18 protein-coding genes are annotated in these 20,884 nt (G+C 61.6%); 9 read left to right on the top strand and 9 right to left on the bottom strand.

Annotated features, from left to right (window positions below):
* Positions 1 to 184: 184 nt before the first annotated feature.
* The 4 genes from OPU96_RS04160 to OPU96_RS04145 form a co-directional block, all read right to left on the bottom strand.
* Positions 185 to 1,855 carry a bifunctional protein-serine/threonine kinase/phosphatase gene (locus OPU96_RS04160; protein WP_498558687.1) on the bottom strand — a complete coding sequence of 557 codons (1,671 nt, stop codon included), beginning with the start codon at positions 1,853 to 1,855 and terminating at the stop codon, positions 185 to 187.
* Positions 1,855 to 3,066 (bottom strand): nitrate/nitrite transporter, encoded by a 1,212-nt coding sequence (locus tag OPU96_RS04155; protein ID WP_192297156.1) that lies wholly within the window; start codon positions 3,064 to 3,066, stop codon positions 1,855 to 1,857. The genes OPU96_RS04160 and OPU96_RS04155 overlap by 1 nt, the downstream gene beginning before the upstream one ends.
* A 211-nt stretch (positions 3,067 to 3,277) precedes the next feature.
* Positions 3,278 to 3,853 carry an ANTAR domain-containing response regulator gene (locus OPU96_RS04150; RefSeq protein WP_226454897.1) on the bottom strand — a complete coding sequence of 192 codons (576 nt, stop codon included), beginning with the start codon at positions 3,851 to 3,853 and terminating at the stop codon, positions 3,278 to 3,280.
* Between the two features lie 13 nt (positions 3,854 to 3,866).
* Complete coding sequence (locus tag OPU96_RS04145) at positions 3,867 to 5,093, bottom strand: CmpA/NrtA family ABC transporter substrate-binding protein (protein ID WP_498558686.1); 1,227 nt, start codon at positions 5,091 to 5,093, stop codon at positions 3,867 to 3,869.
* A 250-nt stretch (positions 5,094 to 5,343) separates the two neighbouring features.
* Between OPU96_RS04145 and OPU96_RS04140 the strand changes: the two genes are divergently transcribed.
* From OPU96_RS04140 to OPU96_RS04120, 5 genes are all read left to right on the top strand, one after another.
* Positions 5,344 to 6,237, top strand: a complete 894-nt coding sequence (locus OPU96_RS04140; RefSeq protein ID WP_498558685.1) for a secretin N-terminal domain-containing protein — start codon at positions 5,344 to 5,346, stop codon at positions 6,235 to 6,237.
* A gap of 14 nt (positions 6,238 to 6,251) precedes the next feature.
* The gene (locus OPU96_RS04135) at positions 6,252 to 6,467 is read left to right on the top strand and encodes a FliM/FliN family flagellar motor switch protein (RefSeq protein WP_226454899.1); all 216 of its coding nucleotides are present in this window, start codon (positions 6,252 to 6,254) and stop codon (positions 6,465 to 6,467) included.
* A 166-nt stretch (positions 6,468 to 6,633) separates the two neighbouring features.
* Complete coding sequence (locus OPU96_RS04130) at positions 6,634 to 7,020, top strand: winged helix-turn-helix domain-containing protein (RefSeq protein ID WP_226454900.1); 387 nt, start codon at positions 6,634 to 6,636, stop codon at positions 7,018 to 7,020.
* Positions 7,013 to 7,474, top strand: a complete 462-nt coding sequence (locus OPU96_RS04125; RefSeq protein WP_305391353.1) for a transglycosylase SLT domain-containing protein — start codon at positions 7,013 to 7,015, stop codon at positions 7,472 to 7,474. Before OPU96_RS04130 ends, OPU96_RS04125 begins: the two co-directional genes overlap by 8 nt.
* A gap of 86 nt (positions 7,475 to 7,560) precedes the next feature.
* Positions 7,561 to 8,586 (top strand): quinone-dependent dihydroorotate dehydrogenase, encoded by a 1,026-nt coding sequence (locus OPU96_RS04120; RefSeq protein WP_192297150.1) that lies wholly within the window; start codon positions 7,561 to 7,563, stop codon positions 8,584 to 8,586.
* A gap of 123 nt (positions 8,587 to 8,709) precedes the next feature.
* Here the strand turns inward: OPU96_RS04120 and rmf are convergent, their stop codons facing one another.
* Entirely contained in the window at positions 8,710 to 8,925 is a 216-nt protein-coding gene (gene rmf, locus OPU96_RS04115) for a ribosome modulation factor (RefSeq protein WP_002553055.1), read from the bottom strand.
* A 532-nt stretch (positions 8,926 to 9,457) separates the two neighbouring features.
* On the opposite strand from rmf, the gene rlmKL reads away from it, so the two are divergent.
* Together rlmKL and OPU96_RS04105 are read left to right on the top strand one after the other, a co-directional pair.
* On the top strand, positions 9,458 to 11,722 hold the full coding sequence (rlmKL, locus tag OPU96_RS04110; protein WP_192297149.1) for a bifunctional 23S rRNA (guanine(2069)-N(7))-methyltransferase RlmK/23S rRNA (guanine(2445)-N(2))-methyltransferase RlmL: 2,265 nt from the start codon (positions 9,458 to 9,460) through the stop codon (positions 11,720 to 11,722).
* 140 nt (positions 11,723 to 11,862) lie between these two features.
* A complete protein-coding gene (locus tag OPU96_RS04105) occupies positions 11,863 to 14,262 on the top strand; it encodes a sensor domain-containing diguanylate cyclase (protein WP_305391351.1) in 2,400 nt (799 codons plus the stop codon).
* Between the two features lie 26 nt (positions 14,263 to 14,288).
* Here OPU96_RS04105 and dacB read toward each other — a convergent pair whose 3' ends face one another.
* Positions 14,289 to 15,749: a D-alanyl-D-alanine carboxypeptidase/D-alanyl-D-alanine endopeptidase gene (dacB, locus tag OPU96_RS04100; RefSeq protein WP_226454903.1), complete on the bottom strand. Its 1,461-nt coding sequence runs from the start codon at positions 15,747 to 15,749 to the stop codon at positions 14,289 to 14,291.
* Between the two features lie 237 nt (positions 15,750 to 15,986).
* Here dacB and OPU96_RS04095 point away from each other — a divergent pair, with 237 nt between their 5' ends.
* Positions 15,987 to 16,331, top strand: coding sequence for a YggL family protein (locus OPU96_RS04095; RefSeq protein ID WP_016979277.1), 345 nt, complete (start codon positions 15,987 to 15,989; stop codon positions 16,329 to 16,331).
* 37 nt (positions 16,332 to 16,368) lie between these two features.
* On the opposite strand, the gene OPU96_RS04090 is transcribed toward OPU96_RS04095, so the two are convergent.
* Complete coding sequence (locus OPU96_RS04090) at positions 16,369 to 17,559, bottom strand: benzoate/H(+) symporter BenE family transporter (RefSeq protein ID WP_498558684.1); 1,191 nt, start codon at positions 17,557 to 17,559, stop codon at positions 16,369 to 16,371.
* A gap of 214 nt (positions 17,560 to 17,773) precedes the next feature.
* Here OPU96_RS04090 and OPU96_RS04085 point away from each other — a divergent pair, with 214 nt between their 5' ends.
* Positions 17,774 to 18,538, top strand: a complete 765-nt coding sequence (locus OPU96_RS04085) for a GntR family transcriptional regulator (RefSeq protein ID WP_192297145.1) — start codon at positions 17,774 to 17,776, stop codon at positions 18,536 to 18,538.
* Positions 18,539 to 18,678: 140 nt separating this feature from the next.
* On the opposite strand, the gene guaD is transcribed toward OPU96_RS04085, so the two are convergent.
* Both guaD and xdhC read right to left on the bottom strand, forming a co-directional pair.
* Entirely contained in the window at positions 18,679 to 19,983 is a 1,305-nt protein-coding gene (guaD, locus tag OPU96_RS04080) for a guanine deaminase (protein ID WP_498558683.1), read from the bottom strand.
* Positions 19,984 to 19,995: 12 nt separating this feature from the next.
* Positions 19,996 to 20,835 carry a xanthine dehydrogenase accessory protein XdhC gene (gene xdhC, locus OPU96_RS04075; protein WP_498558682.1) on the bottom strand — a complete coding sequence of 280 codons (840 nt, stop codon included), beginning with the start codon at positions 20,833 to 20,835 and terminating at the stop codon, positions 19,996 to 19,998.
* Positions 20,836 to 20,884: the final 49 nt, after the last annotated feature.

Raw genomic sequence — 20,884 nt, 5'->3', positions numbered from 1 at the left:
CCCCGCTAGTTACCTAGCGAGGACGCCTTTGTCCTGGTCCCGTTCTCTCGGGAAGCGCGACCCTTCGTCGTTGAAGGGGCGGCTATATGTCTGTTGTTGAAAGAGCTAATGCAGCGGTTGTGCCAAGTTGGCAGATGCCCGGATTTATTGGGCTTGGGCTCGATGTCGCAGAGCTATTTGCCCTCTAGTGGTGCAGCAGCCAGTACAGCAGCACCAGATTGAGCAGCAAAGACATGGCGGCCAGGGTTTGCCAGACCTTGAGCGGTTCGCGCTCCAGCAGCGGCCTTGGCTGCACGCTCAATTCGCGGCGGTCGGCCTGTTCCAGGTCGCGCAGCCACTCTTCAGCGGTTTCATAACGTTGTGTGGGTTGCGAGGCCACCGCCCGTCCCAGGCTCAGGGGCAGCCACTCCGGCAGGTCGGGGCGATACCGGCTGGCGCTGACGGGTTGGGTGAAGCGCGGCCGTTGGAACGCTTCGATTTCTCCGTAGGGATAGTGCCCGGTCAGCAGGTAATACAGCGTCACGCCGACACTGTACAAATCCTGTTGGGCCGTAGGACGTTCTCCACTGAAAGCCTCGGGCGCGATAAAACTCGGGGTGCCGGGCAGCAGGTGCGCGCGGTCTTCGGAGAGCCCCGGGCAGTAGGCCAGGCCGAAATCCAGCACGCGCAACTCGCCGTCGTCCCCCTGCAACAGGTTCTCCGGTTTTATGTCGCGGTGCAGGATCTGCCGCCGATGCAGCATGCCCACCGCGCGTACCAACCGCTCGGCGATGGACAGCCATTGCGCCAGGGGCAATGGGCCTTGTTGCTGGAACAGGTGTGCCAGGGTTCTCCCCGGATATTCGCGCATCACATAGTACAAATGCTGACGCGCGCTGGCGGCGTGGACTTCAGGAAACGCGCGCCCGGCTACCCGGCGCAGGAACCATTCCTCCGACAGCAAGGCCTGCCCGGCGTCGCTGTCGTCGTCGCGGTTGAGGGGCAGGGTTTTCAGCAGCCATGGCTGCTGCTGGGCATCGCGTACCCGGTACAGCAATGACTGTCGACTGTGTGCCAGCACACCTTCTACCTGCCAGCCCTCGAAGGATTGCCCGGTTTTCAGTGGCGGCGGCAGCGGCCATTGCTGCAACTGCACCAGCGCGTCGCCGAGGGTCGCGGCGCCGAGCGTGTCGATACGCACCAGCAGGGCACTGGCGTTGTCCTGGCTGCCGGCCAGGTGTGCGGCATTGACCAGGGTGTTGACCGCCAGTTCGAGGTCGGTTTGCTTACGCAGGATCGCGCTGATGCTGTGCTCGGCAAGGGTGGCCCACACGCCGTCGCTGAGCAGCAGGAAGCACTCGCCTTGGCGCAATTCGCCGTCGAGAAAGTCCAACACCAGGTGTTGATCCAGGCCGAGGGCGCGCTTGAGCACATGCTGCATGCCCGGTTGCTCCCACACATGGTCGTCGCTGATGCGTTGCAACTCGCCATCCAGCCAGCGATACACCCGGCAATCGCCGACATGCGCCAGGGTGAAACGCTGGCCGCGAAACACCAGGGCGCTGAGGGTGGTCAGCAGTGGCTGGCCGCCGCCATTGGCTTGCAGCCAGCGGTTCTGCGCGAGCAGCAAGCGTTCGAGCGCCTGGGCCACGCCCCAGGTTTGCGGCGTGGCGTAATAGTCCAGGGCCAGTGCCTGCAAGGTCGAGCGCGCCGCCAGGCCGCCGTCGGCGCATTGGCTGACGCCGTCGGCCAGGGCGCACAGGTAACCTTTGCTTGCGGCCAGTTCGGCCACGGGCGTGACCACCCGCAGCGCGTCCTGGTTTTCCGGGCGTGGGCCGATGGCGCTGGCGTGGGCGATGCTCAGTTGCAGGCTCATCAGACGCGCGCGGCCGTCACGGCGGCCGAGCCCCAGGTGGTGCGCCAGCGACGTTTCACGCCGTGCAGGCCGAACCAGGCCAGCACGCCCAGGCTAGCGAACAGCCACAAGGCCAATTGATAGCTGCCGGTGCTCTGTTTGATCGCGCCCATTCCTGCCGCCAGGGCAAAGCCGCCGATGCCGCCGGCCATGCCGATCAGGCCGGTCATCACGCCGATTTCACGGCGAAAACGTTGCGGCACCAACTGGAATACCGCGCCATTACCGGCACCAAGACCGAGCATAGTGCAGACGAAAAGTGCCAGTGCCGCGTAGGAACTCGGCAGGTTGAAACCCACCGCCGCGATGCACACCGCCGCCACGCCGTACATGCCGAGCAGGGTACGAATCCCGCCGAAACGGTCGGCCAGGGCGCCGCCCAGCGGGCGCATCAGGCTGCCGCCGAACACGCAGGCGGCGGTGTAGTAGCCAGCGGTCACCGGGCTCAGGCCGTACTGGTCGTTGAAATAGCCGGGCAGGGCACTGGCCAGGCCGATAAAGCCGCCGAAGGTCACGCTGTAGAAAAACATGAACCACCAACTGTCACGGTCGCCCAGGGCCTTGAAGTAGTCGGCCATGGATTTGGCTTTCGGCCGTTCGGGAGCATTGCGGGCAAGCCAGGCGAACACGATCAGGGTCAGGGTCAATGGGATCAGCGCAAAACCGAACACATTGCTCCAGCCAAACGCGGCTGCCAGCACTGGCGCCAGCAACGCCGCAAACACGGTGCCGGAGTTGCCTGCGCCCGCAATGCCCATGGCTTTGCCTTGATGTTCGGCGGGATACCACTGGGATGCCAATGGCAGTGCGACCGCAAAGGATGCGCCGGCCATGCCGAGGAACACACCCAGCAACAGGGCTTGCTCGTAGCTGTGGATACCGAGTTTCCAGGCGCCTAATAACGCCGCGATCACGATCACCTGGCCGATCAGCCCGGCGGTTTTGGGTGATAGTTTGTCGGCCAGCATGCCCATCAAAAAGCGCAGCACCGCGCCGGCGAGGATCGGCGTTGCGACCATCAGGCCACGTTGTTGAGTGGTCAGGTGCAGGTCGGCGGCAATCTGAATCGCCAGCGGGCCCAACAGATACCAGACCATGAAGCTCAAATCGAAATACAGGAATGCGGCAAACAGGGTCGGGGTGTGCCCGGATTTCCAGAAGCTTGATTTCATCACGCACCTCAACGGTTGGAAGTCTTGTAAGAAGGCCTGGTGATGGAACAGCCGGCTAAGGCCGCCCCACCGGCCCCATGCACTGGGGCCAAAACGCAAAAACGCCGCCACCGGGTTCGCGAGGGGCAAACCGGATGTGCGACGTCTTTGTCGTGGAGGGGCAACCGCCGTTGGCTACCTGTGAAGATCCTTTAGCAAGAGCTGCGCCAGATCAGCCGAGCAACTCGCTCATGGCGATAATCTGCTCCGCCACCTGGATCAGTTTCTGCTGGCGACTCATGGCCTGGCGGCGCATCAGGGTGTAGGCCTCTTCCTCATTGCAGGCCTTCATTTTCATCAGCATGCCCTTGGCCAGTTCGATGCGCTTGCGCTCGGCCAACTGCTGGTCGCGGGCCTGCAGCTGGGCGCGCAGGGCCTGGTCACTCTCGAAGCGCGCCATGGCCACGTCGAGGATCGGTTGCAGGCGTTGGGCCTGGATGCCTTCGACGATGTAGGCGCTGACGCCGGATTTGATCGCCTGGCGCATCACATCTGGGTCATGTTCGTCGGTAAACATCACAATGGGCCGGGGCTGGTCGCGGCTGACCAGCACCACTTGTTCCATCACATCGCGCCCGGGTGACTCGGTATCGATCAGGATCACGTCCGGACGCACCGTTTCGACGCGCGCGGGTAGGTCGATGGTCAGGCCTGACTCATCGATCACCTCGAAACCGGCCTCGATCAGCGCGGCCTTGAGTCGGCCGACCTTACGCGGGGTGTCGTTGATCAACAGGATTCGCAGCATATCGTTCTTCCTGTCAGCGCAAGGCCTGGCGGCTTGTGGGATCGGTCATTGCGTGCAGGCGGAAACTGCGCGCGTAGGCGGCGGGGTCATGGCCGTCCCAGATCTTGCCGTCGATCAGTTGGCTGCTGCGCATGTCTGCGGCTGTCGTGCTGAGGCCAACGGCGCTGGCGGCGTCGCGATAGAGCGCTAGTTGCTGGACCTGGCGGGCAACATCCAGATAGTCCGGGTCGTCGCGCAACAGGCCCCAGCGACGGAATTGAGTCATGAACCACATGCCGTCGGAGAGATACGGCAGGTTCACCGCGCCTTCGGCAAAAAAACGCAGGGCATGGGGGTCTTGCCAGTGGTTGCCGAGGCCGTCGTCGTAGGTGCCGAGCAGGCGCGGTTCGATGCAGTCGAGCGGCGCGTCGAGGTAGTCGCGGGCACTGAGCAATTGCGCGGTGGAGCGACGGTTTTCCTGGCTTTGTTCAATAAAGCGGCTGGCTTCAAGGATCGCCATCACCAGTACGCGGGCGGTGTTGGGGTATTGGTCGACGAACGCCTGGGTGCAGCCAAGGACTTTTTCCGGATGATCCGGCCAGATCGCCTGGGTGGTCGCCATCGTAAAGCCCTGGTTCTGCTTCACCGCGCTGGCGGACCAGGGTTCGCCGACACAGAAACCGTCGATACGCCCGGCTTGCAGATGCGCGACCATTTGCGGCGGTGGGACCACCACGCTATCGACATCCCGTAGCGGATGAATGCCCTGGCTCGCCAGCCAGTAATACAGCCACATGGCGTGGGTGCCTGTGGGAAACGTCTGGGCAAAGGTCAGTTTTGTGCGGCTTTGGTGCACGTGGCGATCCAGCGCCTCAGGAGTGACCACTCCTTGCTGTTGCAGGCCGTGGGACAGGTTGATGCTCTGGCCATTCTGGTTCAGGCCCATCAGCACCGCCATGTCGGTCGGCGCTACACCGCCGATGCCCAGGTGCACCGCGTAGATCAGCCCGTACAAGCTGTGGGCGGCGTCCAGTTCACCGCTGACCAGTTTGTCGCGCAGGTTGGCCCAGGACGCCTGGCGCTTGAGGTTGAGTGTCAGGCCATAAGGTTGGGCGAAGCCCTGGGTGGCGGCGACGACCAGCGAGGCGCAATCGCTCAAGGCCATGAAGCCGAGGTCCAGGCTGCTTCTTTCCGGGGCGTCACTGCCATTGACCCAGGCCAGCGCATTGCGGGTCGGGCTGTAGTCTGACGGTTCGTTCATCAACACCTGCCTTTTCTCTCAAAAAAAAGCGTCGTTCCCTCGGGTGGCGATAGAGGCCCTTGCAAGGTAACGACGCCTTTGTCCGTAAGCCTGCGCCTTCGTTGGCGCGCGCTCTGATGCACAGTGCAAAGCAATGCACATGCCACGGGGCGATGGAGGTCACTTGCCGTCAGCTTTCCGTCAAGATTGAAAGCTGAGTGCCTTTCAGTATGGCCGTTTCTTTACGCCCGGCCGCCCAGGAAACCCCAAGGTGCAGACTGATTCCCGTGCAAGCATGACCCGCCACCGGCTGTGCAACTGGTTGTTGTGCGTTGCGTTGTTACTGGGCTCCTCGTTTGCCCGGGGTGAGCCCTATCTGGCGCAGGATCAAAGCCTGCGCAGGTTTTTTACTGCGCTTTCCGTGCCCCTGGGCTTGCCGGTGGTGGTCAGTCCTCAAGCCGCTCGTCGGCAGGTCAGTGGCGTATTCGATTTCGAGACCCCGCAACAGGTCCTGGAATTGCTGGCCGAGCGCGAAGGGTTGATCTGGTACAGCCACGGGCGCGTGGTGTACCTCTATGACGCTGGTGAAGCGCGCAGCTCGGCGGTGGCGCTCCGCTACATTTCCGTCGCCCGGCTGCGCAGCCTGATGGGGCGTACCGGCCTTGATGAATCGCGTTATCCGCTGCGTGCAAGCGGAGCGCGTACGTTCTACGTGTCGGGCCCGCCAAGCTATGTGGACCGGGTACTGCGCCTGGCACAACTGATGGACCGCAAACCAGCCGAGCCCGCAGCGGCGTTTGGTGTGGTGCAGGTGTTCAACCGTGACGTGGCGGATCGCCGTTACGGGGCGGGCGCAAACACGATTACGGTGCCGGGGATGGTTTCGCTGATCGAGGCCCGCCTCGCCAAGGAGCGCAAGGGCGCGCCGGCTGACGCCCGTCTTGCGCTGATTGCCTACCCCGATACCAACAGCTTGCTGATCAAGGGCAAGCCCGCCCAGGTGACACTGATCAAGAAGTGGGTGGCGGAGTTGGATGTCTTCAAACCGCCGGATGATGCCGCGTTGTGGCAGGCCGACAATGCTGTGCCACCGCTGCTGAGTGCCGAGCAGTCCAAGCGTGTGCAACGTGCATTTATGCGGCCGGGTCGCGAAATCTCTCAATGAATAGGCGTTTTCCCATGCACCTGGAAATACTTCTGCAGGAGCAACTGATCAGTCGCAAGCGCCTGGCTGCGTTCGACGTGGGGAAGGTGTTGCCCTTGGCACCGGGCGTCACCCGCTGCGTCGAAGTTCGGGTTAACGGCCATTTAATGGCGTTGGGCGAGCTGGTGCAGTTGGAGGATCGGTTAGGGGTTGAGCTGCATGAGATCTACCAGGAGTGGCTAGGTCGGTAGGGCCGCGCAAGGAATTGTCCTAAGGCACGCTTCCGAAAATCGCGGGATGAATGGGTTTTGTCCTGGCGCGAGGTGTAGGACGTTTTTTTATAGTCATGCGGTTGGCGGGTGAGTCGGTACAGGAAAATAGGGAACTCAATGTCAGTAGTTGGATGCAGAGGTACGTATGGCTGTCGTGATTGATGAATCGACGGCGCCCCTCGTCTTTGCCCGCTGGACCTTGCATGGCGATGGCCGTTTGACCAGCGGGGAGGTGGATATTCAGTTGCCGCCCAAAGAGGGGCAGGTCCTGCGGTTGCTGCTGGCCTCGGCCGGCACGCTGATGACCAAGGATCGTTTGCTGGAGCTGGCCTGGCCTCGTGGCGAGGTGGCCGAGGAATCACTGACGCGTTGCATCTACTCGCTGCGCAAGCACTTGAAGGGCGACAAGGGCTTTATCAAGACGATCTATGGCAGGGGCTATCGCTTTACCTGCGAGGTGCGGACCGGGGCGGATGATCCCGCGCCGGTCGCGTATGTGTGTTCGGTGTGTGGGCAGGTGAGCAATGGTTAAGGTGTGGAGCAAAGGGTTGTTGCTGAGCCTATTGATGGGCAGCACCCCGGCACTGGCGTACTGCTGGGACGAAGTGGCCAGCCGTTATGATATTGAGCCGGAGTTGCTGCAGGCCATCGCGGCAGTAGAGTCAGGCTACCGCGCCAGCGCGATCAACACCGCCAATCGCAATGGCACGCGAGACATCGGCCTGATGCAGATCAACAGCATTCATTTGCCGCGATTGCTCAACCAGGGCATTACCGAAGAGAGGCTGTTGAGCGAGCCGTGTCTGTCGGTAGAGGTAGCGGCTTCGATTCTTTCCGAGTTCATTCAGCGCTTTGGCTACAACTGGACCGCCGTGGGTTCCTATAACGTCGGTGTAGGCTCCGGCCCCAAGCGTGATGCGCTACGGATGCAGTATGCGCAGAAGATCTGGGCGCGTTATGAGGAACTGGTCGCCAATCGCAGCTGATGATTGGGCGGCACGCCTCGCATGCGGCGCGCCACCGCGGCTATAATCGCCGTCACCTTTCGCCGCCATCCGAGTCTAGCCCGCCCATGTATACCCTGGCCCGCCAGCTGTTGTTCAAACTCTCTCCGGAAACTTCCCACGATCTGTCCCTGGACCTGATCGGTGCCGGTGGCCGCCTGGGGCTCAATGGCCTGGTATGCAAGGCGCCGGCAAAGATGCCGGTGTCGGTAATGGGGCTGGATTTCCCCAACCCGGTCGGGCTGGCGGCTGGCCTGGACAAGAACGGCGCGGCCATCGACGGCTTCGCGCAGCTGGGTTTCGGTTTTGTCGAAATCGGCACCGTGACCCCGCGTCCGCAGCCGGGCAACCCCAAGCCGCGCATCTTCCGCTTGCCGGAAGCCGAGGCGATCATCAACCGCATGGGGTTCAACAACCTGGGGGTCGATAACCTGCTGTCGCGGGTTCAGGCGGCGAAGTACAAGGGCATCCTCGGCATCAATATCGGCAAGAACTTCGACACGCCGGTGGAACGTGCGGTGGATGACTACCTGATCTGCCTGGACAAGGTCTACGCCCACGCCAGCTACGTCACGGTCAACGTCAGTTCGCCCAACACCCCGGGCCTGCGCAGCCTGCAGTTCGGTGACTCCCTCAAGCAATTGCTTGAAGCCCTGCGCCAGCGCCAGGAAGACCTGGCCGTACGCCATGGCAAGCGTGTGCCGTTGGCGATCAAGATTGCCCCGGACATGAGCGACGAAGAAACCGTACTGGTGGCCCAGGCCCTGGTGGATTCGGGTATGGATGCAGTGATTGCCACCAACACCACCCTCAGTCGTGTCGGTGTCGAAGGCCTTGCCCATGGCGACGAAGCGGGTGGCCTGTCAGGTGCGCCGGTGCGTGAGCAGAGCACCCATATCGTCAAGGTGCTGGCCGCCGAACTGGCCGGGCGCTTGCCGATCATCGCCGCAGGCGGTATCACCGAAGGCAAGCATGCGGCCGAGAAGATCGCTGCCGGCGCCAGCCTGGTGCAGTTGTACTCCGGGTTCATCTACAAGGGCCCGGCGCTGATCCGCCAGGCGGTGGATGCCATCGCCGCACTGCCAAAGGCCTGACAAGCGCCCATTAAAAAGGGCTCCATAAAGGAGCCCCCTGGGCCGAAGCCCGCCGCCCGGATAGGACGTGCGTGGTTAAGTCGTTATCGCTTCAACAGTGTGTGTCGGAATTGAATGCCCTTATTAGCCGACGGCGTGAAGTTCGTTGAGTCTGTGGATTCCCGCAGTGCCAGTCATACCGTCCCAGTTGTCGCCGCGTCCTTCTCGCCAGCCGTTGATCCAGGCTTGGCGTACCGACGGTAGAGTAAATGGGCAAAGCTCACGGGATTTGCCATGAACGCCATATTGATATCCGCGTAAAAACGCTCTTTCCAACGGATCACGCTTAAGTCTTCTCATAGGGTGTTTCCCTCACTTGTTGACTGTCTTGATATCCTTCGGCCCCGTCGGGAGCCGGGCAGAGTTTTTCTGCCGTTGGTGGGCTCGCTGCCGGCGTGGCGAGCCTATGTGTCGGCGTCGTTACGGCGCCAACCTGTGTTGAGTTCTAACCAATAGGTCACATGGATTCAATGATCGTTTTGTCATAAGCACGTAACGATAACGATGCTATAGCCATAAGCTGGGCTGGCTTTTCGCCCCATTTGTCTGGCAAACCCAGCTATGATGCACCCTGCAAAGAGGATGGGTTTAATCCTTTAGTGAGAATGCCCGCCCGTTGCAGTCGGTTATTATTCGACGAAGGGTCGGAATATTTCCTTTTGTTGCTGCACTTTATCGATCTGCCCCGTCACTCAACGCCCAAAGGGCCTGCAGGCGGGGTGGGACGGCACATTCGTGCCACGCGAGCACTCTTCAAGAAAAGTGCTTGATTGAAAACCGAGCCGGCGATGCGTCGCCCGTTCATTTATTGCTGAAAAGCCTGGAATGCCCCATGTCGGACCGTTTTGAACTCTTCCTCACTTGCCCCAAGGGCCTCGAAGGCCTGCTGATCGAGGAAGCCATCGGGCTTGGCCTTGAGGAAGCCCGCGAGCACACCTCGGCCGTGCGCGGCATGGCCGACATGGAAACCGCCTACCGCCTGTGCCTCTGGTCGCGCCTGGCCAACCGCGTGTTGTTGGTGCTCAAGCGCTTCCCGATGAAGGACGCCGAAGACCTCTACCACGGCGTGCTGGACATCGAATGGGCCGACCACATGGTGCCGGACGGCACTTTGGCCGTGGAATTCAGCGGCCATGGCTCGGGCATCGACAACACCCACTTCGGCGCGCTGAAGGTCAAGGATGCGATTGTCGACAAGCTGCGCACCCCGACCGGCGAACGTCCGTCCATCGATAAGATCAACCCGGACCTGCGCATCCACCTGCGCCTGGACCGTGGCGAAGCCATTCTGTCCCTCGACCTCTCCGGCCACAGCCTGCACCAGCGCGGCTACCGTTTGCAGCAGGGTGCAGCACCGTTGAAGGAAAACCTCGCGGCAGCCGTGCTGATCCGTGCCGGCTGGCCGCGCATCGCTGCCGAAGGCGGCGCGCTGACTGACCCGATGTGCGGCGTGGGTACCTTCCTGGTGGAAGGCGCGATGATCGCCGCCGACATGGCACCGAACCTGAACCGTGAGTTGTGGGGCTTCACCACCTGGCTCGGTCACGTCCCGGCCTTGTGGAAGAAACTTCACGCCGAAGCGTCGGAACGTGCCGCTATCGGCATGAACAAACCGCCGTTGTGGATTCGTGGCTATGAAGCCGACCCGCGCCTGATCCAACCTGCGCGCAACAACATCGAACGCGCGGGCCTGAGCCATTGGATCAAGGTGTACCAGGGCGAAGTCGGCACGTTCGAGCCGCGCCCGGACCAGAACCAGAAAGGCCTGGTCATCTGCAACCCGCCGTACGGCGAGCGTCTGGGTGACGAAGCCAGCCTGTTGTACCTCTACCAGAACCTCGGCGAGCGCCTGCGCCAGGCGTGCATGGGCTGGGAAGCGGCAGTGTTCACCGGCGCGCCGGACCTGGGCAAGCGCATGGGCATCCGCAGCCACAAGCAGTATTCGTTCTGGAACGGTGCGTTGCCGTGCAAATTGCTGCTGATCAAGGTCAACCCCGACCAGTTCGTCACCGGCGAGCGTCGCACGCCAGAGCAACGCCAGGCGGAACGTGAGCAAGCCGCTTACGATCAAGCCCCGGTCGAGCCGCAAGAGCGCCAGTACAACAAGAACGGCAACCCGATCAAGCCTGCCCCGGCTCCGGTGGTTGAACAGGCACGCCTGAGTGAAGGCGGGCAGATGTTCGCCAATCGCCTGCAAAAGAACCTCAAGCTGCTGGGCAAGTGGGCCAAGCGCGAAGGCGTGGATTGCTACCGCGTGTACGACGCCGACATGCCGGAATATTCCATGGCCATCGACCTGTACCACGATTGGGTGCATGTGCAGGAATACGCCGCACCGAAGTCCATCGACCCGGAAAAAGCCTCCGCCCGCATGTTTGATGCCCTGGCCGCGATTCCCCAGGCGCTGAACATCGACAAGAGCCGCGTCGTCGTCAAGCGCCGCGAGCGCCAGAGTGGCACCAAGCAGTACGAGCGCCAGAGCGCCCAGGGCAAGTTCACTGAGGTCAGCGAAGGCGGCGTGAAGTTGCTGGTCAACCTCACCGACTACCTCGACACCGGCCTGTTCCTCGACCACCGTCCGATGCGCATGCGTATCCAGAAAGAAGCGGCCGGCAAGCGTTTCCTCAACCTGTATTGCTATACCGCTACCGCAAGTGTGCACGCAGCCAAGGGCGGCGCACGCAGCACCACCAGTGTCGATTTGTCCAAGACTTACCTGGACTGGGCGCGTCGCAACTTCTCCCTCAACGGTTTCTCCGACAAGAACCGTCTGGAGCAGGGCGATGTGATGGCGTGGCTGGAAGCCAGCCGTGATGAATTCGACCTGATCTTCATCGACCCGCCGACCTTCTCCAACTCCAAGCGCATGGAAGGCATCTTCGACGTGCAGCGTGACCACGTGCAGTTGCTCGACCTGGCCATGGCCCGCCTGGCACCGGGTGGCGTGCTGTATTTCTCGAACAACTTCCGCAAGTTCGCGCTGGAGGACAACCTCAGCGAGCGCTATGCGGTCGAAGAGATCAGTGACAAGACCATCGACCCGGATTTCGCGCGCAACGCGAAGATTCACCGGGCGTGGAAAATCACTGCACGCTGATCGCTCTTAAAAAAAGCCGCAAGCCTGGATTTTTCCGGGCTTGCGGCTTTTTTGCGCTGGTCAAATACAGGGCCGATGGCTATAACTAAATGCCTAGCCAAAGTGACACCCCCCGCACGCTGGCGTTGTGAGTGTTGCCTATGCCGTTGCAAGCCGTTCGCCCGAAAATCCTTGGTTTTATCAGTGAGCAGGCATCGGCTTGGCTGGTGGCGTTGATGGTGTTCCTGGCCGGTGGCGCGCTGACGTTGATCATCGCCTGGGCCGCCTCCGACCTGTACGAGCAGCAGGTGCGCCAACGCTTCCAACTGCTGGTCAATGAACGCTACACCCGCCTGCAAGAGCGCTTCGAGGACCAGGAGCAACGCCTGGGCAGCCTGCGGCGTTTTTTCGTCAACTCCGGCGAGGTTTCCCGCGAAGAGTTCGATGGTTTTGCCCAGCCCCTGCTGTTGCGGACCCGTGCTTATGCCTGGGCGCCACGGGTGTTTCGCGACCAGCGCAGTGCGTTTGAAGAGGACGTGTCGCGCCAGCGCGGTGAGCCGTTCAGCATTCGTGAGTTGAATGCCCAAGGGGAGCTGGCGTCGGCGCCCGAGCGCGATGAATACGTGCCGGTGCTCTACAGCCAGACCCAGAGCCTGCTCGGCTCGCCCCTGGGCTTTGACTTGCTGGCCCAGCCGCTGCGGCGTTCAGTTCTTGAGCGTGCGTTGAAGACGGGCAAGCTGGCCGTGTCGCAACCCATGCAACTGGTCGGCGTCGAACCGGCCTACGCCGCCGGGGTCTTGCTGGTGGCCCCCGTGAGTAAGCTGCCCGAAACCCAACAATCCCAGGCTGAGCCCTACGGCTATGTGATGGCGGTGATCAGCATGCGGCAATTGGTGGCCGACGGTTTGCCCAAGCCGAACCGTGACAACCTGGTCATGCAGATCATCGACACGTCCGACATCCACAAGCGCGCACTGTATGAGTCCAGCAATGCGCCGGGCGGCAGCGACCTGGTGGCCGCACGCCGGCTGAGCTTGGGGGATCATGTGTATGCCTTGAACCTGCGTCCGAGCCAGGTGTTCGACCAGGCCAACCATTCCTCGATGAGTACGATCCTGACCATGGGCGGGCTGCTTAGTCTGTTGCTCAGCGCGTTGCTGTATGTGTTGGTCAGCCAGCGCCAGCGCGCGCTGAAACTGGTCGAGCAACGCACCGAGCAGTTGCGTGTGCGAGAGCTGGAGTTGCGCGGCGCCCATGGGCAACTGCGCAGCGTGCTGAATGCGGCGACCCAAGTCGCAATAATTGCTACTGACCTGCGCGGCGTGATCAACACCTTCAATGCGGGGGCCGAGCAGATGCTGGGGTTCAAGTCCGAGGATGTGTTGGGGCGCTTGACCCTGGAGAGCCTGCACCTGGAATCGGAGCTCGATGCCCGCGCCGCCACGCTGAGCATGGCCATGGGCAAGCGGATTCCGCCAAGCCAGGCGATGCTGGTGGAGCGTCCCGACCACCAGCACGAGGCTCGGGAGTGGACCCTCAAGCGCCGGGACGGCAGCCAACTGACCGTGAATATGCTGGCCACCGTATTGCTCGATGACCATGGCTTGTGGGTCGGGCACTTGGCGATCTACCTCGACATCACCGAGCAAAAGCGCGCCTACGAGGCCCTGGCCGCGCGGGACCGCCTGCTCAAGAAACTCAGTGCCCACGTGCCCGGCGGGATCTTCCAGTTCACCCTCGAAGCCCACGAAAAGTGGCGTTTCATCTACGCCAGCGATGGCATGCGCGATATTTATGAAATCGAGCCTGGCACGTTGCAACAGGACGCCAGCCGGGTGCTTGAGCGCATTCATCCCCTGGATGTGGAGCGGGTGCGGGCATCGATTCGTCTATCTGCTTTGCAGTTGAGCCATTGGCGTGAAGAGTACCGTGTGCAGTTGCCGCAACGCGGCCTGCGCTGGATTCGCGGCGAAGCCACGCCGGAAGAATTACCGGGAGGCGGCACCTTGTGGCATGGCTACGTGTCGGATATTTCCGATCTGAAACGGGTCGAGGAAGAGTTGCGCGCGCTCTCCATCACCGACTCTCTGACTGGCATCCACAACCGCCGCTATTTCCAGGACCGCCTCAAGGCCGAGATGTTACGACTCAACCGCGTCTCGGGTTCGCTGTCGTTGATCATGCTGGATATTGACCACTTCAAGCGGATCAACGACCAGCATGGCCACGGCGTGGGCGATGGGGTGTTGCAGGAGCTGTGCAGGCGCATCAGCGTGCGCCTGCGGCGTACCGACGTGTTCTGCCGCCTGGGCGGTGAAGAGTTCATGGTGCTGTGCCCCAACACCGACGGCAAGCAGGCCTACAGCCTGGCGATGGAATTGTGGCAGTCGTTGCGCAATGCGCCGATGGAGCCGGTGGGCATTGTCACTGCCAGCTTTGGTGTGGCCAGTTGGCGGGTGGATGAAGGCATCGATGGCTTGCTGTTGCGGGCGGACTCGGCGGTGTATGTCGCCAAGCAGGCGGGCAGGGACCGGGTGGAGGTTGAAGGCTTGCGTACGTGAGACCGCCGCAAGCCCGCTCCCACAGATTAAAGGACTGGCGCGGCCGCCACCGCCTTCGGCTGGCGGTACAGGTCCAGCAACACCTGATCCAGCACCGACGATGCCCCCCACGGCTTGGGATCGTTGAGGATTGCCACCACCGCCCAGGTATTGCCGTTGTTATCGCGGCTGAATCCGGCGATGGCGCGCACGGTGTTCAAGGTGCCGGTCTTGACGTGGGCTTCGCCGCGCATCGCGGTGGTCTTCAGGCGTTTACGCATGGTGCCGTCGGTGCCGGCAATCGGCAGTGAGCTGATGTACTCCGCCGCGTAGGGGCTTTTCCATGCCGCTTGCAGCATGGCGGCCATCTCGCGGGCGCTGACGCGCTCGGCACGGGACAGGCCGGAGCCGTTCTCCATCACCAGGTGCGGCGCGGTGATGCCCTTCTTCGCCAACCATTGGCGCACGACACGCTGGCCGGCCTTGGCGTCGTCACCGTCGGCATCGTTGCGAAACTGCGCGCCCAGGCTCAGGAACAACTGTTGGGCCATGGTGTTGTTACTGTATTTGTTGATGTCGCGGATGATTTCCGCCAGGTCCGGCGAGAACGCGCGAGCCAGTACCTTGGCATCCTTGGGCACTGGTGCCTGGATGTCGCGGCCCTGGATGGAACCGCCCAGCTCCTGCCAGATCGCGCGCACGGCGCCGGCGGTGTAGGTGGCGTGGTCGAGCAGCGACAGATAGGTCTGCGAACTGCAACCGTCGGCCAACTGGCCGCTGACGGTCACCGTCACGCTGCCATCGGCAGCCGTTACCGGGTTGTAGCGCACGTCGCCGGTGCATTGCTTGGCGTTGGACACCTTGACCTGATTGTCGATGCGGATGCTGGCAATTGGCGGCTCGACCGAGACGATCACCCGCCCCGAATCATTGCGGGTCACAAAACGCAGGGCCTTGAGGTTGACCAGCAGGGCGTCGGGCTTGACCAGGAACGGCTTGTTCTCGTCGTTGCCATCGTCATTGAACTCGGGCAAGAGCGGCTGTTTGAAGAAGGCACGGTCCAGCACCAGGTCGCCGGTGACTTGCTGCACACCATTGGCGCGCAGGTCGCGCATCAGCAGCCAGAGTTTTTCCATGTTCAGCTTGGGGTCGCCACCGCCCTTGAGGTACAGGTTGCCGTGCAACACGCCACCGCTGAGGGTGCCGTCGGTGTAGAACTCGGTTTTCCACTGGTGGTTGGGCCCCAGCATTTCCAGGGCGGCGTAGGTGGTGACCAGCTTCATGGTGGAGGCTGGGTTGACCGAGACGTCGGCGTTGAAGATGGTCGGCGTGCCCGGGCCATTCAGGGGGATCATCACCAGGGACAGCGCGTTGTTTTGCAGCTTGGCTTTTGCCAGTGCCTGCTGGACGTTGGGTGGCAGGGTGTTGGTGACGGTGGCGGCGGTAGCAGAGAAGGCCAGTGGCAGAAGAAGACCGGCAAGGAGCAATGGACGCAAAGATTTGATCATAAAGAATAAAACCCTACTGCTGAGGAGGGTGAAAAAGGCGAGGGGCAAATAAGAAAAATCCCTCATTGGTCACGAAAGTGTCGGCATTATGCCCCAAGGTGGGGCCTGTTGTAGCTGAACGATAGCTGGAAATCGGCGTTTTTTTGCAGGCAATTTGCCGCCCGTCCCAGAGAGTCGGGCAATCGCCGTCTTAAACTGCTAAAGTGCCGCCCGTTATTACTTAAGAGGATTGTTCCAATGGCGACTAACCGTTCCCAGCGTCTGCGCAAAAAACTGTGCGTTGATGAATTTCAAGAGCTGGGTTTCGAACTGAACCTGGACTTCAACGAAGGCCTGAGTGAAGAAGCTATCGACGCTTTCCTCGAAGCATTCATCAAAGAAGCCATGGAAGCCAACGGTCTGGGCTATGTCGGCGGCGATGACTTCGGTCTGGTTTGCCTGCAGAAGCGTGGCTCGGTCTCCGAAGAGCAACGTGCTGCCGTTGAAGCCTGGCTGAAAACCCGTTCCGAGCTGACCAAGGCTGAAGTCAGCCCGTTGCTGGACGTGTGGTATCCGGAAAAGCCGATCAACGCGGCTAAGTGATACTGAAAAAAACGGCGACCCGAGGGTCGCCGTTTTTTTATGCCTTGCGCCAGTTCAGGATCAACAGCGTCAACACCCCCGCGACAATCCCCCAGAACGCCGACCCGATGGAAAACAGCGTCAAGCCTGACGCAGTGACCATAAAGGTGATCAACGCCGCTTCCCGCTCCTTCGGCTCATTCATGGCGATGCTCAGGCCATTGATGATCGAGCCAAACAATGCCAACGCCGCGATCGACAGCACCAGTTCCTTGGGCAATGCGGCGAACAGTGCCGCCAGCGTCGCGCCAAACACCCCGGCAATCCCGTAGAACACCCCGCACCAGACCGCCGCCGTGTAGCGCTTGTTACGGTCTTCATGGGCGTGAGGCCCGGTGCAGATCGCCGCGCTGATCGCCGCCAGGTTGATGCCATGGGAGCCGAAGGGCGACAGTACCAGGGATGCGAGGCCCGTGGCGGTGATCAGCGGCGAGGCTGGAACGTTGTAGCCATCTGCGCGCAAGACCGCCACGCCGGGCATGTTTTGCGAGGTCATCGCCACCACGAACAGCGGGATGCCGATGCTGATGGTCGCCGCCAGGGAGAAGTGCGGGGTGGTCCATACCGGCGTCGCCACTTCCAGGTGGAAGCCGCTGAAATCCAACAGGCCCAACCACCCCGACAGCAGCGTGCCGAGCACCAGCGCCGCCAGCACCGCATAACGCGGCGACAGGCGCTTGATGATCAGGTAGGTGAAAAACATCCCCAGTACCAGGCCGGTGCGATGTTGCGCGGCGACGAAGATCTCGCTGCCGATCTTGAACAGAATCCCCGCCAGCAAGGCCGCAGCCAGCGACGCCGGGATGCGCTTGACGAGCCTTTCAAAACTGCCGGTCAACCCGCAGATCGTCACCAGCACCGCGCAGGTGATATAGGCGCCGATGGCCTCGCCGTAACTCACGCCGCCCAGGCTGGTGATCAGCAACGCGGCGCCGGGTGTCGACCAGGCAATGGTGATCGGCGTGCGATAGCGCAAGGACAGGCCGATGCTGCACACCGCCATGCCGATGGAAATCGCCCAGATCCACGAGGAAATCTGCGCCGTGGTCAAACCGGCGGCCTGGCCGGCCTGGAACATCAGCACCAGGGAGCTGGTATAGCCGGTCATCATGGCGATGAAACCGGCGACGATCGCCGATGCAGAGGTGTCGGCCAGCGGGCGCAGCGGCGCTTGGGCGGCTTCGGACATAGAAAGGTGTTCCTTTAACCAGAGAAATTGCTGATTCAAGCCTAAACTCAAACGTAACCACTCATTGCAATACAGCCGAGACCGCAAACAGCCGTACAGTGTGTTGGCGCAATCGGTTGTGTACAATGTGCGCTGTTTTTAGGTGATACTTGCCAGCAACACGTTGTTGCCGTATTACCGTTATTTCGCCGCCGTTCTCCCGACCCGAGTGCCCATGAACGAACAGTTGCAACCTCTCAAGAAACAACCGCGAGCTGGCAAGGCCGGTCGCAGCGGAACCCAGGACGATATTGTCTACGCGCATATCTTCGAGGCGATCCTCGAACAACGCCTGGCACCCGGCACCAAATTGAGCGAAGAGGCACTGGGCGAAATCTTCGGGGTCAGCCGCACTATCATTCGTCGCGCCCTGTCGCGCCTGGCCCATGAAGGCGTGGTGCTGCTGCGGCCCAACCGCGGTGCAGTGGTTGCCAGCCCGAGTGTGGAAGAGGCCCGCCAGGTATTTATGGCGCGGCGCCTGGTAGAACGCGCGATTACCGAGCTGGCGGTCCAGCACGCCACTGCCGAACAATTGGCCGAACTGCGCCAGATGGTCAACGACGAGCGCGACAGCTTTTCCCGTGGCGACCGTGGGGCGGGTATCCGTCTCTCCGGCGAATTCCACCTCAAGCTGGCCGAGGCGGCGAAAAACGCGCCGCTGATCAGCTTCCAGCGCAGCCTGGTGTCCCAGACGTCATTGATCATCGCCCAGTACGAAAGCGGCAACCGCTCGCACTGCTCCTACGATGAACACACCCAGTTGATCGATGCGATCGAAGCGCGGGACGCGGCGTTGGCCGTGGACCTGATGATGCATCACATGGATCACATCGACAGCAAGCTCAACCTCGATGAGGAAAGTGCGTCGGATGATTTGCATGCGGTGTTTTCGCATTTGTTGCAGACCAAGAAGCCGGGGCGCTCTTCAGTAAAACTGTAATTTCCCTGAATCACCGGGGACAAAAAATGTGGGAGCGGGCTTGCTCGCGAATGCGGTGTATCAGTCGACAGATGTGTTGACTGATCCACCGCTTTCGCGAGCAAGCCCGCTCCCACATTGGTTTTGTGGTGTTGCTGAAATTAGCGTTGGTGTACCAATTGCCCGGCCGCATAGGTCTGCAACACCGTCCGATCATCCCCAAGCGTCATCAGCACAAACAACGTCTCGGCAATGTCATTGGCCTGTTTCAAGCGATAGCTCAGCAGCGGCGTGGCGTTGTAGTCCAGCACCAGGAAATCCGCATCCGTGCCCGGCTGCAACGTACCGATCTTGTCTTCCAGGCGCAGCGCCCGTGCGCCGCCCAATGTGGCGAGATACAGCGACTTGAACGGGCTCAATCGCGCGCCCTGCAACTGCATGACCTTGTAGGCTTCGTTCAAGGTTTGCAGCAACGAGAAGCTGGTGCCGCCGCCCACGTCCGTGCCCAGTCCTACATTCAATTTGTGTTTTTCCGCCATCGGCAGGTTGAACAAACCACTGCCGAGGAACAGGTTCGACGTCGGGCAGAACGCCACCGCCGAACCGGTCTCCGCCAACCGCGCGCACTCGTCATCACACAGGTGCACACCGTGGGCAAACACCGAGCGCTCGCCGAGCAGTTGGTAATGGTCGTACACATCCAGGTAGCCGTTTCGCTCGGGGAACAGCTCTTTTACCCACTCGATTTCCTGCTTGTTCTCACTGATGTGAGTCTGCATGTACAGGTCCGGGTATTCCCCCAGCAGTTGCCCGGCCAGCGCCAGTTGTTCCGGCGTGCTGGTCGGTGCGAAGCGTGGCGTCACGGCGTAGTGCAGGCGGCCCTTGCCGTGCCAGCGCTCGATCAGCGCCTTGCTTTGCTGGTAGCCGGTTTCGGCGGTGTCGGTCAGGTAGTCCGGGGCATTGCGGTCCATCATCACCTTGCCGGCGATCATGCGCAGGTCGAGTTTTTCCGCTGCTTCAAAGAACGCATTCACCGACTGCGGATGCACGCTGCCGAACACCAGCGCAGTGGTGGTGCCGTTGCGTAGGAGTTCCTTGATGAAGATGTCGGCGACTTCCTCGGCGTGGGCCTTGTCGGCGAATTGGCTTTCACACGGGAAGGTGTAGGTGTTGAGCCAGTCCAGCAACTGCTCGCCGTAGGCGCCGACCATGCCGGTTTGCGGCAGGTGGATGTGGGTGTCGATCAGGCCGGGTGTGATCAGCGCGTCCTGGTAGTGGGTGATGTCGATGTCGGTAGGCAGGGTCGGCAGCAGGTCCTGCGCATGGCCGACAGCGCTGATCTGACCGTTCTCAATCACCAGTAGGCCATCTTCGAAATACTCGTAGGAGGCTTCGATGCCAACTTCGGCGGGGTCGGCGATGCTGTGCAGAATGGCGGCACGGTAGGCTTTGCGAGTCAAAGGCATGGTTATCTCAATTCAAATGGCTTGGCTGCGGCGTGAAGCCGGCAGCAGTTTGGCAATCGGTTCGGCGCTGGCGGTGTGCTGGCCGAAATTGGCGTTATAGGTGGCGATGATCTCGCCGGCGATGGAGATGGCGATCTCTACCGGCAATTTGCCCTTTACCTCGCTGAGGCCCATGGGGCAGCGCATGCGTTGCAATTGCGCGGCGTCGAAGCCGCGATCACGCAGACGGTGTTCGAACTTGACGCGTTTGGTCTTCGAGCCGATCAGGCCGAAGTAGGCGAAGTCGTTGCGTTTGAGCAGGGCGGCGGTGAGTTCCAGGTCCAGCGCGTGATTGTGGGTCATGACGATGCAGTAACTGCCCGCTGGTAGGTCGGCAATTTCGTCGACCGGCTCTTCGCTGACGATTTTACGCACGCCCTGGGGGATATGTTCCGGAAACTCCTGTTCACGCGAATCGATCCAGCGCACCCGGCACGGCAGGCTCGCCAGCAACGGCACCAGCGCGCGGCCGACGTGGCCGGCGCCAAACACCGCGATCTGTGCCTGCACCTGGCCCATAGGTTCGAACAGCAGCACCGTCACGCCGCCGCAGCACTGGCCCAGGCTGGCGCCGAGGCTGAAGCGCTCCAGATGGGTGTTCTGCTGGCCACGCACGAGCATGTCCCGGGCGATCTGCATCGCCTTGTATTCCAGGTGCCCGCCGCCGATGGTGTCGAAGGTCTGGGCGGCGCTGATCACCATCTTGGAACCGGCATTGCGTGGTGTGGAGCCGAGTTCTTCGATGATGGTCACAAGCACGCAGGGTTCGCCGCTGGTTTGCAGGTGGGCGAGGGCGCTGATCCAGTTATTCATGTCTACCTCAACATTTCTGTTGTCAGTCAGGCCGCTATCGCAGGCAAGC

The sequence above is a fragment of the Pseudomonas sp. RP-B7 genome (genome assembly GCF_059803535.1).
Note: the sequence above shows the minus strand (reverse complement) of the source record. Positions and strands in the feature narration are given on the sequence as shown.